The organism is Paenibacillus sp. FSL R10-2736, from assembly GCF_038000245.1.
In the GTDB taxonomy this organism is placed as follows: Bacteria; Bacillota; Bacilli; order Paenibacillales; family Paenibacillaceae; genus Paenibacillus_AQ; species Paenibacillus_AQ phytohabitans.
This window is the reverse complement of sequence record NZ_JBBOBN010000001.1, coordinates 454,246-467,605: the sequence shown is the minus strand read 5'-3', so window position 1 is coordinate 467,605 and position 13,360 is coordinate 454,246. Positions and strand designations below refer to the sequence as shown.

10 protein-coding genes are annotated in these 13,360 nt (G+C 53.5%); 2 read left to right on the top strand and 8 right to left on the bottom strand.

From position 1 onward, the window contains the following. Positions 1 to 404 precede the first annotated feature (404 nt). Entirely contained in the window at positions 405 to 1,205 is an 801-nt protein-coding gene (locus NSQ73_RS02155; RefSeq protein ID WP_340985259.1) for a polysaccharide deacetylase family protein, read from the top strand. A 296-nt stretch (positions 1,206 to 1,501) separates the two neighbouring features. On the opposite strand, the gene NSQ73_RS02150 is transcribed toward NSQ73_RS02155, so the two are convergent. The 8 genes from NSQ73_RS02150 to NSQ73_RS02115 all read right to left on the bottom strand — a co-directional run bounded on the left by NSQ73_RS02150 (position 1,502) and on the right by NSQ73_RS02115 (position 10,453). Beyond that, positions 1,502 to 1,891, bottom strand: a complete 390-nt coding sequence (locus NSQ73_RS02150) for a hypothetical protein (protein ID WP_340985258.1) — start codon at positions 1,889 to 1,891, stop codon at positions 1,502 to 1,504. 444 nt (positions 1,892 to 2,335) lie between these two features. Next, positions 2,336 to 3,394: a hypothetical protein gene (locus tag NSQ73_RS02145; protein WP_340985257.1), complete on the bottom strand. Its 1,059-nt coding sequence runs from the start codon at positions 3,392 to 3,394 to the stop codon at positions 2,336 to 2,338. An 878-nt stretch (positions 3,395 to 4,272) separates the two neighbouring features. Next, positions 4,273 to 5,568, bottom strand: a complete 1,296-nt coding sequence (locus NSQ73_RS02140) for a homocysteine synthase (protein ID WP_340985256.1) — start codon at positions 5,566 to 5,568, stop codon at positions 4,273 to 4,275. Between the two features lie 253 nt (positions 5,569 to 5,821). Next, on the bottom strand, positions 5,822 to 6,556 hold the full coding sequence (locus tag NSQ73_RS02135) for a GntR family transcriptional regulator (RefSeq protein ID WP_340985255.1): 735 nt from the start codon (positions 6,554 to 6,556) through the stop codon (positions 5,822 to 5,824). Beyond that, positions 6,556 to 7,569 (bottom strand): sugar kinase, encoded by a 1,014-nt coding sequence (locus NSQ73_RS02130; RefSeq protein ID WP_340985254.1) that lies wholly within the window; start codon positions 7,567 to 7,569, stop codon positions 6,556 to 6,558. The genes NSQ73_RS02135 and NSQ73_RS02130 overlap by 1 nt, the downstream gene beginning before the upstream one ends. Continuing rightward, positions 7,562 to 8,317, bottom strand: coding sequence for a 2-dehydro-3-deoxy-phosphogluconate aldolase (gene dagF / locus NSQ73_RS02125; RefSeq protein WP_340985253.1), 756 nt, complete (start codon positions 8,315 to 8,317; stop codon positions 7,562 to 7,564). Before dagF ends, NSQ73_RS02130 begins: the two co-directional genes overlap by 8 nt. Further along, a complete protein-coding gene (locus NSQ73_RS02120; RefSeq protein ID WP_340985252.1) occupies positions 8,314 to 9,423 on the bottom strand; it encodes a DgaE family pyridoxal phosphate-dependent ammonia lyase in 1,110 nt (369 codons plus the stop codon). The genes dagF and NSQ73_RS02120 overlap by 4 nt, the downstream gene beginning before the upstream one ends. Further along, entirely contained in the window at positions 9,401 to 10,453 is a 1,053-nt protein-coding gene (locus NSQ73_RS02115; RefSeq protein WP_340989171.1) for an amidohydrolase/deacetylase family metallohydrolase, read from the bottom strand. The genes NSQ73_RS02120 and NSQ73_RS02115 overlap by 23 nt, the downstream gene beginning before the upstream one ends. A 399-nt stretch (positions 10,454 to 10,852) precedes the next feature. Here NSQ73_RS02115 and NSQ73_RS02110 point away from each other — a divergent pair, with 399 nt between their 5' ends. Next, on the top strand, positions 10,853 to 13,189 hold the full coding sequence (locus NSQ73_RS02110; RefSeq protein WP_340985251.1) for a helix-turn-helix domain-containing protein: 2,337 nt from the start codon (positions 10,853 to 10,855) through the stop codon (positions 13,187 to 13,189). The last annotated feature ends 171 nt before the right edge of the window (positions 13,190 to 13,360 follow it).

Genomic DNA, 13,360 nt, shown 5'->3' with positions numbered 1-13,360 from the left:
AGATGCACTACAGAAATTAACGAAAAGCGAAAAGAAGCGGACGGGAAATTTGGAACTTTAGGTGCGGGTAGCGGCCGGAAGTTCAAGGGTTCACCGCTGTGACGACTAAGCTTCAAGTTCAAATCTGAAGTGCGTCTTGTATAGATTGAGCCTGTAAATTTATATTGGGGAGAAGCGGATCAAGTAGAAACTGCTACGCTGTCCTTTTAAAGAACGGCATCCGTTTCAGCGGGAAAACTAAGAAATATGTATGGCGCGAAGCTTATAAATTCTTAACTTTTAGGAAATCCGCAGACTGACCGTGCCCGGAAGGCATAACCCTCCACGGAGCCGGGAATCCATCCCAAATTATAAATTTCCAGTTCAGTCTTATAAGAGAGAGAAATCAGGGAGGCTAACAGGTAATGAAAATCAAATTTGATCTTTTCCCGGGCGGCGTTACTAAAGCGCTCACATTAAGCTGGGATGATGGAAGAATCCACGACAGACGGCTTGTGGAGATTCATAACCGGCACGGGCTGAAGGGCTCATTCCATTTGAATTCGGGGTTCTTCGGCAATGAAGGCTATATCACTGAAGACGAAGTGGCAGCGCTCTATCAGGGGCATGAAATTTCAGCACATACCAGTACTCATCCCTTCCTCTCCATGACCCCGCGTGAGGGCATCGCCGAAGAGATTCTGAAGGACCGCAGACATCTGGAAGCGATAGCGGGCTATCCCGTAAGGGGCATGTCCTATCCGTTCGGCGATTACAGTGATCAGGTGCTGAGCGTTCTGCCGGCGCTGGGAATTGAATATTCACGTACGGTAAAGTCCCATGGCAGCTTCAGCCTGCCGGACAACCTGCTGGCTTGGCATCCCACCTGCCATCACCGCGACATGCTGGCGCTGGGCAAGCAGTTCCTGGAGGAGCAGCCCCGGTTCTCCCATATGCAGCTTCTGTATGTATGGGGACACAGCTACGAATTCAACGACAATGATAACTGGGAGGAGCTTGAGCAGTTCGCCGCCATGATGGGCGGCCATGAAGAGATCTGGTATGCCACCAATATCGAGATTGCCGACTACTTGTCCGCTGTACAAGGACTGCGCTTCTCCGCTTCCCGGGAGATCGTCTATAATCCGTCGGCAGTGGATGTATGGATCACCGCCGGGGACGAGGCTTGCCGGATATCCGGAGGAGCTACCGTGCAGCTGGGTTAGGAATTGCTGTGGGTATGTCAGGGAGCCGATCCATGGCTTATGAGCATCCGGACGTGGTTGTGGTCGCGGCACGGTTGCTGGCGCGGCCAGGGGCGCGGGCACGGGCACAGTTGCTGGCGCGGTAAGGAGAAATTGTTGTATAAATTGCAACTTTGATTCATTAATCCCGGGGTGTTTGAGAGGATTGTTGTACAAAATACAAGAATTCTCTCACTGAGCGGCTTTGGTGATGAGAAATGCTGTATTTCATACAACAATCCATAGTTATAGCCGATTTATCGCAGAGAATGTTGTATTTAGTGCAGGATTTTAGTAGTAAACGCACGCCGTAACGCATTCGTAATAAAACCAGCTATTAACCGCACCAGTTGTGTCAAAGGTACAGTTACAGTTACAGTTACAGTTACAGTTACAGTTACAGTTACAGTTACAGTTACAGTTACAGTTACAGTTACAGTTACAGTTACAGTTACAGTTACAGTTACAGTTACAGTTACAGTTACAGTTACAGTCACAGTCATAGTCATAGTTACAGTCATAGGTACAGTCGTAGTTACAGTCATAGGTACAGTCATAGGTACAGTCGTAGTTACAGTCATAGGTACAGTTAGAGTCACAGTCACAGTTGCCGGATTTCTGCCACAAACGTGGTTTGATTTAGCTAAGTCTATTAATATCTTCTTCATTCAGCCAGAACTCGAGTTGCAAACCTGTTGGACTGAAACAGATGACGATTTGGACTAATCTCAGGATAGCGAAATTCCCTTATACCTTAGTGACTTTTATTCCCCTCTTTCTGTGAACATAATAAAACCCGATTCCAACACAGCCTGGATGGCTGGTGGAATCGGGTTATTATTATAGTAGATGCGCTTAGGCACTGAGGGTCTACCGTAATGGTATTGATGTAGGCTGGCGGCATAGCTAGATTCACGGCGCGCTTGATAGTGCAGATACTTATAGCTCGCCGTAACAGATTGAACACGGCGAGTGATTCAGATGGATTCGCGGCTGTGAGCAGCAGAGGCCTGAATATCGGCGCGTAACAGCGGTGGTGCTTATGGCGTTAGCAGTAGTTTGAGTGAGATGAGCAGCATGGATGGATTGGGCACAACCGGTCTAACCGGCTGCTACTGCCATCCTCCGGCGGCAGCATCTATATTGTCCTGCCGGGCGATCCACGTCAGGCAGGCCGCCCGGAGCAGCGCTTCGGTCCGCTGGGCCGCGCTGCAGAAGATCCCGCTCAGGCCGATCTGATACAGATCGGCCAGCGCGTACGCCGCCGGTGCCCCCGCGGCGAGCACGGCCGCCGCCGGCTTCACCCGGCGCACGGCGGCTAACACCTCAGCCGCCGCTGTGGCGAAGCCCTCGGCGGCGCTCTCCTCCAGCGCGGCTTCACCTGCCGCGCCGTCCAGCACCAGGAAATCGGCGATACGCGCGATTTCCCCCGCGGCAGCGCGCCCCACCTCGGGGAGCAGAAGCGCCCCGATGCGGCACGCTGCCGCGTAAGCGTGGCCGAGGGTCTGTTCGGCCACGCCCTCAATGAATTCGCGCTGTGCCGCGAATTCGGCTGCGCTGGCGGGGTACGGCGCCAGCAGGTCCACGCGGCTGTCGCCGCCCAGCCGCTGGCTCTCCGCCACCGCGGCGAACAGCGCTTCAAGCTGCGCATCCTGCAGCGCGGCCAGTCTTGCCGGGCGAGCGGCAAGCTCCGGCGTATAGGGCAGAGCTACTGCGGCCCAGACACCGTCCGCCGACTCCAGAAGCGTGGCAGCGGCAGCCCGCAGCCGGTAATAAATCCGCTGCAGGATACGCTCGGCCTGCCCCTCATCCCCGCAGGACATCCAGCTCGAATAGAGTGCGGCAAGCTCCGGCTCCATCAGCCATTCCTCGCTGCGGATCAGACAGGGACCAGCAGGGTAAGTACCCTTCTCCTCCCGAAGAAGGGACCGGTCGCCCAGTCCGTCGCGCAGCACCAGAAAAGCCGGACGTTCACCGGGACGGCGGAAATAGGTCCGGCTCATGTTCCCGTTACTCTTACGCCGCTCCCCGTCGGTTAGAAATTCCGCTGCAGCGGAAGCTACAGATGCAGACTGGCTCATCTCCATGCCAATAGTCCGGTCGCCGGCATTATACTTGAACGGGCGCTCCTCATTATTTTGATTCTGATCCTGCTGACGTTCACCCTTCATCATCGCACCCACCTTTTTAACTTTGGATTGCTGCCGGCACTGCTTCCCTTATGGCGATGCCACCGGCATTTTACGATGCTTCAATCTATAAATACTGGCAAAGGTCCCGAAATATGCAAACGGTATCAAATGAATACAGCGCAGCCCTATAAACCTGTGATTTTAGCGATTTAAAATACCGGAACCATTCCTTTTTCCCGCCAACAGCATTTATACTATTCTGGATTACAGCCTTGTCATTCCTCATATTTTCCATTTGTTAGTAATTTCGATAAATACTTCGCTGGAGGAGCTTATGCAATTAGACGATAACCTTATTAAAATAGGCGGTTACTTGTAATCCTGCTTTTTGCTTATATCCAATATTGTTCTGCTGTCAGCGCTCCAAATGTTCGGATATGATTTCGTCCCTTATTTGAAGTCACCCGGGTTCTACATCATTCTTATTAATGAAATCCTTATTGTAATGATATTTATTAATCTCAAAAAAAAGCTCATGCTTATATTATTAATCCCATTATTCACAGTGATTCTTGTTGCCTATGTCTTATGGAATGATATGACGGAATACCATTACAGTTTGCTCAAATCTCCTGAACAGACCCAAACTGTTATCGTTAAATATCGTGTAGTTACTTTAGGGAAAGTTCCTATTTCTTACATCCGAACAGGTCCTGGAAACCGGCTATCCCCAGTGGAACAATGAAAAGGAGCTTATTTTCAGTACAGTAACCGGAGAGAAAAAGGTGTTTTTGAAATAATGGATTAAAGGATGAAATGATTAAAAGGCACAATTCAATTGAATTGTGCCCTCAGGTTCAACATAGCAATACTATACATCCTTATCCCCTTGGAAATCGCCGGACGATTACTTATATTTACAACTGCTGGCTGGCAGCGATCGCCTGCTCCAGATCGTAGAGGATATCATCGATCGACTCCGTACCGATGGACAAGCGCAGCAGCTCCGGAGTAACACCCGCCGTAATCTGCTCTTCGTCTGACAACTGCTGGTGTGTAGTGCTTGCCGGATGGATGATCAGCGACTTGGAATCACCGACATTGGCCAGATGGGAGAACAGCTTCACATTCTCAATCAGCTTGACGCCTGCCGCTGCTCCGCCTTTGATTCCGAAGGTAAGGATGGCACCCTGGCCTTTGGGCAGGTATTTCTTCGCCAGTTCATAGGAAGGATGACTCTGCAGCCCGGCATAGCTTACCCACTCCACAGAATCATGCTCTTCAAGATACTGGGCTACCTTGAGGGCATTCTGGCTATGGCGTTCCAGACGCAAATGCAGCGTTTCGAGTCCCTGCAGCAGCAGCCAGGAGTTGAAAGGCGAGATCGCCGCGCCGAGGTCACGAAGGAGCTGTACGCGTGCTTTGATGATATAGGCAATGGGTCCTACAGCTTCAGTGTAGACTACCCCATGATAACTTGGGTCCGGTTCTGTAAGGCCGGGGAACTTGCCGCTTGCCTTCCAGTCAAACTTGCCGCCGTCCACAATAATTCCGCCGATTGAGGTGCCGTGGCCGCCGATGAACTTGGTAGCCGAATGCACGACAATATCCGCTCCGTGTTCAATCGGACGCAGCAGGTACGGGCTTGGGAAGGTGTTATCGACAATCAGCGGAATCCCGTGCTCATGGGCGATGGCCGCTACCGCTTCAATATCAAGCACGTTTCCTTGCGGATTGCCGATGGTTTCGGCATAGAGCGCTTTGGTTTTGTCCGTAATCGCTGCCCGGAAGTTCTCCGGATTGTCCGAATCAACAAAATGCACCTTAATCCCCAGCTTGGGCAGCGTCGTGGAGAATAGATTATACGTCCCGCCATAGAGGCTTGCAGAGGAAACAATCTCATCCCCTGCACCGGCAATATTCAGAATAGAGAAGGAAATAGCCGCTGCTCCGGAAGCTGTCGCAAGTGCACCCGCCCCGCCCTCCAGCGCGGCAAGGCGCTGTTCGAACACATCGGTGGTCGGGTTCATCAGCCGGGTATAGATGTTGCCGAACTCCTTAAGCGCGAACAGATTGGCAGCATGCTCTGCATCACGGAAACTGTAGGATGTGGTCTGATACAGCGGTACAGCACGGGCTAAAGTAGTTGGATCAATCTCCTGGCCTGCATGAACGGTTAAGGTTTCAAATGACAGCTTGCGCTCTTCTGACATGGGGTATTTCCTCCTCTAAAGGTATAATGGCAAAGGTTAACAATTAAGAATTGTACCTATTCTCTCACAAACCATGTCATTTGGAAAGATAAAATTCTCATTATTTCACTATGCTTTATTTGTTTAATAATGGGGTAATTCAAGCCTTTTTTCTTAGGCCACAAAAAAAACCCGCCGCAAGCGGCGAGGGTCGGAGAATAACGGTATCCGTCTTAATTTCTTGTGATAAATCCACCCTTATTTCAATCCCGCTTCAGGTGTCGTAGCTGACCAGATAATGATGAAGCTCCGTGTTATAGCATCCGATGCTGTGTTCTATCAGTCTGCCTTCCCCGTCATAGGAGTTGCGCAGGCGCTTAAGCACATGCGTCCCCGGCGGAATCTGCAGCAGCAGGCAGACTTCAGAAGGTCCCGGTTCCACAAAGAAACGGTCCTTGAAGTTCTCCAGCACGATGTCGTTCTCCTCCAGCGAGTCATACAGGGACTGGATATCCGTATCCATTCCCCCGGCTCCGCCGCCGGGCAGGGCTGCCGCCGTCAGAAAGTGTATCAGATGAATATACGGCTGCCCGTTCAGAATATAGAGACGTTCAATCCGCTGGCAATACGGCCCGTAACGGGCATATTCCTCCGTGCCGGTATCGTAGGTGACGAGCCGGGAGCCCAGCACTTTTTTTTCCAGCTTATGGCCCTCCTCTACGAGCAGCTCGGTAAACCGTTTGCCCTTAGAGAGCTTCTGATAGGACGTATTGCGCGTCACAATGGTTCCGACCCCGCTTTTCTTCTGCACATAACCTTCCTGGGACAGCTCCTGGACCGCGCCGCGCACCGTCATTTTGCTGACGCCGAATTCCTTCTCCAGCTGCGGCTCGGAGGGGATGATACTGCCAAGAGGATATACCCCGTGCAGAATCCGGTCTTTGAGGATTTTTTGGATCTGCTGGTATAAGGGACCTTGCTTGCGTTTCAGAGACACGCTCTTGTTCACTACCTTTCAACATCTAAGGTATGGCCACACAGCGCCCGGAGCACCTCACTCTCGGTAAACAGCGCTGTATCGCCTGGGGTGGTGTGGGCCAGCATCGCCGCTGCCGCTGCCATGTCCACCGTCTGCTGCTGCGGGTACTGCTGCAATTCACCGTGGATGACGGCACTGGCAAAAGCATCGCCCGCGCCGATCCGGTCATACACAGGGAAGGTGAGCTTGCGGGAGAAGCAGAACGCACCCTGATGATAGATATATCCGGTCAGGGAATGCGTATTGTCTGCGTTAATCTCACGGTGGGTTCCCGCTGCCGTTCCGATTCCGAAGCGCTGCGTGACTTCCGGAATCGCTTGCTTCAACTGTGTTATTCTATCATATTCTCCAGTTCCGATGCCAAGAATATACTGGGCATCCTTCTCATTCATCATCACCGTATCGGCCAGCGTAAGCAGCTCCTCATAATGCGGGCGGGCCTTGGCATAACCATCCGCTCCCCATAGGGCCGGGCGGTAATTACAGTCAAAGACCACCTTGCCCCCGGCCCTCTTCACTTCCGCCGCCAGCTGCTTCATCAGCCGGCGAACGCCATCATTCATCGCCAGCGTAATGCCGCACAAATGAAGGACGTCCACGCAGGAGGCAAGAGCAGCCATATCATAATTGCCGGCCTCCGCGGTATTGAAGCTGCTGCCCAGCCGGTCTGTGTAGGTGACTCTGCCTGGACGGGCTCCAAAGCCATTCTCCAGAAAATACATCCCCAGCTGCTTGCCGCCCCGGCTGATCAGCGAGGTATCCACCCCTAGCTTGCGCAGGTAGGCAAGCGCTGCTTCGCCTACCGGAGTATCCGGCAGGGTGGTGATGAGCGCGCCGTTATGGCCGTATCTGGAGAGCGCCGCCGTTACATTCACCCCGCTGCCGGAAAAAGAATACTCCAGCCTGCTGCTCTGGGCCAGCGTTTCATAGCCCGGGACCTGCAGCCGCATCATTACTTCGCCAAAAGCAGCAATCCTAGGCATACTGGTCCACCAGCGATTTCATCGTTTGAAGCAGTCTGCGGACATCCTGAACGTTCGTGCTCCCCGTCTGCGGATCAATAATAGAAGAATAGACATGCGGTATAACCTGCGGCACGCCTGCCTGAAGCGCAATCCCCAGAATGGGGCCAAAGTTATCCAGGTCGATTCCGCCCGTTGGCTCCAGAGCAAATCCGGCTTCCCCGCAGGCTTTGGCAACCGCACGGTACTCTTCTTCCAGCTTCAGCCCCTGCATCGGATAATATTTGAGCGCATTGCCCCCCATGTCACGAACGAGCGCAATGGCGGCATGAACCGGAACCATCGCATGCGGAGTGTTCCCGGCACTGATCGGGCCGGTCGATATATTTACATAGCCCGGCTGTCCGCAGGGAGAGACGAGGCTGTTAATCCAGCTGTCCTTCGCTCCCAGATTGGCGCGGGTTGCCCCCACTGCCGGAAATACCTGATTGATATGGCTGCCCGCATAGCTTAAGGCAATCTCCGCCACAACGGCCGCCTGGCGGTTGTCCCCGGCCCCGAGTCCGATCGATACGGCATCCTCGATAGATTGGCCATATTCGGTCATGGCGGCGGCTGCCTCCTCTGCCGTGGCATAATTTTTGGAGAGCACGCCTACCAGAACATGTCCTTCCGCCGCATCATACACATCCTTGGCGTTGCCGATGCTGCCGGCCAGCACATTGAGTGCCGCTCTGTTCTTATAGAAACGCTGCTGAATATTGCTCATTCCTGTCCGCCCCCCACGATTTCATTAATTCTGCTTACGATAACCTGAAGATCATCCCCCTGCAGCGGCCTTGGATCGATATCGAAATAGCCCTGCTTCACGCCATAATCCCGGGTGTATATAGCAATCTCACCTTCACGCAGGTGGTCATTGACATGCTTCGCATCCACTCCCGCCGCAGAGGCATCAATCTGGACCCGTCCACGAAAAATCGCCCGGCCCGCTTCATCCTGCACGATGCGCACCGAAATTCCGGGAAGGGCGGCCAGCGGCTGAAGAGCCTCCAGCGCCTGCTTTTCCAGTTCACTGTTGTCGGCTTTATTCTGGTATTCTTCCAGTGCCTGGAGCAGTCCGAAGGTCGTCTCCTTGCCGACCTTCATGCTGCGGCCGATCCCGTGCAGCTGTACCTTCAACCACCCGATGTATTTCTGCTTGCCGGCAACAATACCCGAGGTAGGGCCTTCAATAGCTTTTGAACCGCTGTAGATGGCCAGATCGGAATACCGGACATATTTGGACAGATCCTCTTCTGCTGCCGCATCCACAATCAGCGGCACCCCCCTGCGCTGCGCAACCTCCCAGGCCTCTTCCACAGAGATCATGTTCTTCTGGACGGCATGATGGGATTTAACATAGAGAATGGCTGCGGTACGCTCACCGATCGCCTGTTCAATATGCTCTTTGCGGCCTTCATTGGCATATCCGGCTTCCACGACCCGGCCGCCGCCAAGGAATACCATGGTTTCAACCGGTGCTCCATACTGCACATTATGGCCCTTCAGCATAATAATCTCATTCTTCAGCACCGGCTCCTGGTGCAGGCGGAGGCTGAGCCGCGGGTCTCCGGCGGTCACTACGGCCGCTACTGACAGCGCTATGCCGCTGGAGGCGGAGTTTACGGCAACTGCCGCTTCGGAGCCCAGCAGCCGGGCAATGTACGCCCCGGATTTATCTACAAGGTCCGAAATTTCCACATACTGCTGCCCGCCCTGCTTCATCACCTCCATGACTGAATCCGCAGGTGCGGACACTCCAAGGATGCTCATTCTTCCGCTCGCATTAATCACACGCTTCAATCCATATCTAGCCTGTAATGAGTGATCCATTAACAAAGACTCCTTTAGCCTCAATATAGTGGTCCGCGACCCGGACATCGCCTTCCGAGTCTGTAAGCTGCTGCTCGCCCGCCTCATACGCGAACAAAGTCAGGTTGGCCTGCTTCCCTACTCTGATCCGGGCAAGCTCCGGCTTGCCCAGCCACTCCGCTGCGCCGGTTGTGACCGCGCGGATGACCTCCTCCAGACTGTAACCGAGATACAGGAATTTACTCAGCACATTCGACATGCTGTATACCGGCCCGTTCAGACGGTTGCCCCGGTAGATATCCGTGCTGATGGTATTCAGGGCAATCCCTGCCGCCTTCGCCTGTTCCGCAACTCGGAAGGAGAAGCTCGCCGTACCATGCCCCACATCCAGATGAACCCCCCGGGCGGCTGCATCCAGCAGCTCCTGCAGCGGTGCGCCGTCCTCATGGAACAGATTATTGGACTTGCCGTTAAGATAATGGGTGATCACATCGCCCGGCTGCAGAAGCTCCAGCACTTCGGTGACCGCCGGCGGAGCAGAACCGATATGCACCATGAGCGGCAGCTTCGTTGCTTCCGACAGTGCGCGTGCCAGCTTAAGCGGCTGTATGCCGCTGTCTTTGACGACACTCTGGCTGATGCGGGCCTTCAGGCCGACAATGAATCCGGGATAGGCGGCGGCTGCCTCCACAGCCTTGGTCTGGTCAATCCATTCCAGCTGCGACAGCTCATCAGTCCGCTCAAGCCCGATTCTTGATATATTCAGTAGCGCGAACACCCGCGTGGCCGCCTTCAGACTCCCAATATAGAACTCCCCGATCCGGTCTGCACCGCAGCTGCCGGCATCGACTAGGGTGGTTACCCCCTGCTTCACACCAATTTCGTCGATATCATCTCCATAGGGATTAAGCTCCGGTACAGCATGCACGTGCAGATCAATCCATCCGCTCGATACATATAACCCGGAACCGTCCAGCAGGGTCTCTCCTTCAGCCTGGCCTGGCGGTGTAATGGCGGTGATGATCCCGTCACGGATGGAAATATCAACCATCTCTCCGTCAACAAGCTGCAAATTGCGCAGCACATTCTCTGTGCCCACTCTTTCATCTCCTTCTCGAACCCGGATCTATAAGCACCCTCTAAAAAATGGTTAATGACATTAAACCTATAGATCCTTATATTTAAAAAGTAGAAACGGCTTTGCCGTCCGTTTTTCGGACGGTGCGGTTCCTGCGGAAAATATAAGGATGCTTGGCCGAGGGATACAGATATATCCTTTTATTTTAATAAACCTGAGACGCTACTCCATTTTAAAGATTATAATGTTATAATGTTTATATTAGCATACATGCATTCCGGAAGAGAACAGTGATTTATAATTCAAAGATGTCTATACCCATTTCCGCCAAGATGTCTAATCCGAATATCTTAACACTGGAGGTCCTGCTTCATGGCAAATCCGGCACTCAAGCCATCCTTGATCAACCGGTTCCGGCTCAGCTGGAATCATTTCAAATCAAGGCTGCTGCTGAAATATGCATTTTCCTACATTCTCATGTTCCTTATCCCTCTGACAGGGGTAACCATCTTCGTCTATGAAAACGCCGTCAAGGGCCTGCGCATGGAAATTGAACAATCCAATGTCAATCAGCTCAACCAGGTGAAGAGCACGATAGATGACCGTATGAATGAGCTTCAGGAAATAGCGGGAAGAATCGCTTATGATAAGCACCTGACACCCTATATGGTGCGGCATCCCTACTACAGCCTGGAGGCCATTCAGGCACTGGCAAATTATAAGGCCAGCAGCAGCATTGCAGAGGACTTGTTTCTCTATTTCCATGAAGATTCCAACATCTATTCTTACCGCGGCCTGGCTGATCTTCATGTTACCTTCGATACCCTCTATCAGTTCGAGCGCTGGACCCCGGAGGACCTGCGGCGGGACTTGAATGAGACCCGGCAGCCGCTGGTCCGTCCGGCCGAGAATGTGACGGTCAATTCCCGGATGGAGCCCATGCTCACCATGCTTGTACCTGTTAAACCCAACGACCCGTTTCCTTACGGGACTGTCGTCTATTTGATGAAGGAATCCAATCTTACCGGTGTCATGGATTCGATTCTGAGCGATTTCTCGGGGAGCAGCTATATTTTCGGCCCCTCCGGCGAGGTGCTGACCGCCAACAGCCATGGCGTCAGGCTTCCCCAGAACGAGCTTCAGAATATATCCGCACTTGAGCCGGGCATTCATAATCTGGAGCTGGACGGGGAGCAGTACTCCGTCGTCTCTGTACAGTCCGAAGAGAACGGCTGGACCTACGTGACCACGATGCCCAGCTTCCAGTTCTTCAGCCGTGTCGCCCATGTCCAGACTCTGATCTCGATCGTCTTCTGTATTACGGTCATTACCGGCATAGCCGCTGCACTGCTGCTGGCCAAGCGGCAGTACCATCCGATCCGGGATCTGATGGAATTCGCCAAGCTGCGCGGCAGCGGCAATGACACGTCTAAGCTCCGCAATGAATGGGAGTCGATCCGGCAGACCCTTCATGATTACAGTGCCCGGATTGATCTTCAGGAGCCGTTCGTCCGCAATCAGTGCATGCTGCTGCTGCTCAAGCACGGCAAGCCGGATGATCCCGAAATCGAGCAGATGATCCTCAGCGCAGGCTTCAGGCATCCGCAGGGGCAGGGTCTCTATTTCTCGGCCATCCTGTCCTGGGATGACACGGCTCCGGGCAGCCATTCCTGGCAGGAGCGCCATGTGCTGCAGGAGATGCTCAGCAATATCTGTCTGCCCGGACCGGATGCGCAGATCTTCGGGATTGAATTCTCGGTCAAGGACCAGTTTGCCCTCATTATTTCGCTTCCCGGCGATAGGGAGCTGCCGGTTCAGAGCCGGATGGAGCAGGTTATTGAAGCTGTTCAGGCCGTGATCCGCGAGCATTCGCAGCTGTCTCTGAGCATCGGTGTCGGCATGGCCTACGAGGATCTGGCCCGGCTTAACCAGTCCTTCATCGAAGCTGCCGCAGCTCTGGAGCACCGGATGATCCGGCGCAGCGGGCAGGTCACCTACTTCGAGCAGCTGGCAGAGCTGAATCCGCCTGCTGCCGAGAGCTTCTGGATTCCGCGCAAATCCATGCTGAAGCTGGAACAGAGCCTGAAGCAGGGCAACGAATCGGTAGCCGTCCAGATGATTGCCGATACCATTGATACCATCAAGGATGAACCGCTCCAGGTTCACCTCCTGCGCTGCATCTGCTTCGATCTGCTGAACGCCTTCCTGCGCACCGCCTCTGAGCTGGGCATGGACGAGGTGTTCGCCAATATGCCGGAGCTGACCTCCTTCGAGACGCTGGAGGAGCTGGAGAGCCGGCTGCTCTCTCTGGCCGCCGCCATTTGCGCACAGGTTGAGCGGAATACAGAGACCAATGAGTTGTCATTGATGGATGATATCCTCGCTTATGTGAACCAGCAGTTCGCAGACTACACGCTCAGCCTGGAGCATGTGGCGCTTAAATTCGCCATTTCCACCTCTTATTTAAGCCGGAGCTTCAAAGAGAAGACCGGCAGCAATTTCTCACAATATATCTGGCAGCGGCGCGTGGACGAGGTCATCCGGCTGCTGGAGAACACGAGCGCTCCGCTCAAGGAAATCATTGAGCAGGTGGGCTACCTGGATGCGCCGAACTTCATCCGCAAGTTCAAAAAAGAAACCGGTCTGACGCCGGGGCAGTACCGCAAGGAACATGCCTTGAAGGGGGCCGCTGCGAAAAGACCGGTTTAAAGCGGGCGGAGCTTCCACCCTGCCCTAATAGGCTGATGTGAATAGTTAATAGACTGAATCCCGTCGAGGGCTGTTGCCGCAGGGATTTCCCGGTTCATACGGTTTCATCCGCTTTCCGGGGCAGAAATCTGGTAACTTTTCATAAAATCCTGCCCAGAACACAACATCTCC

Bases quoted from the DNA above. Each gene is read 5' to 3' on its own strand.
- dagF (WP_340985253.1), bottom strand. From the start codon at position 8,317: ATGAGCAATATTCAGCAGCGTTTCTATAAGAACAGAGCGGCACTCAAT.
- NSQ73_RS02115 (WP_340989171.1), bottom strand. From the start codon at position 10,453: ATGGTTGATATTTCCATCCGTGACGGGATCATCACCGCCATTACACCG.
- NSQ73_RS02120 (WP_340985252.1), bottom strand. From the start codon at position 9,423: ATGGATCACTCATTACAGGCTAGATATGGATTGAAGCGTGTGATTAAT.
- NSQ73_RS02150 (WP_340985258.1), bottom strand. From the start codon at position 1,891: ATGAAGAAGATATTAATAGACTTAGCTAAATCAAACCACGTTTGTGGC.
- NSQ73_RS02110 (WP_340985251.1), top strand. From the start codon at position 10,853: ATGGCAAATCCGGCACTCAAGCCATCCTTGATCAACCGGTTCCGGCTC.
- NSQ73_RS02155 (WP_340985259.1), top strand. From the start codon at position 405: ATGAAAATCAAATTTGATCTTTTCCCGGGCGGCGTTACTAAAGCGCTC.
- NSQ73_RS02140 (WP_340985256.1), bottom strand. From the start codon at position 5,568: ATGTCAGAAGAGCGCAAGCTGTCATTTGAAACCTTAACCGTTCATGCA.
- NSQ73_RS02145 (WP_340985257.1), bottom strand. From the start codon at position 3,394: ATGAAGGGTGAACGTCAGCAGGATCAGAATCAAAATAATGAGGAGCGC.
- NSQ73_RS02130 (WP_340985254.1), bottom strand. From the start codon at position 7,569: ATGCCTAGGATTGCTGCTTTTGGCGAAGTAATGATGCGGCTGCAGGTC.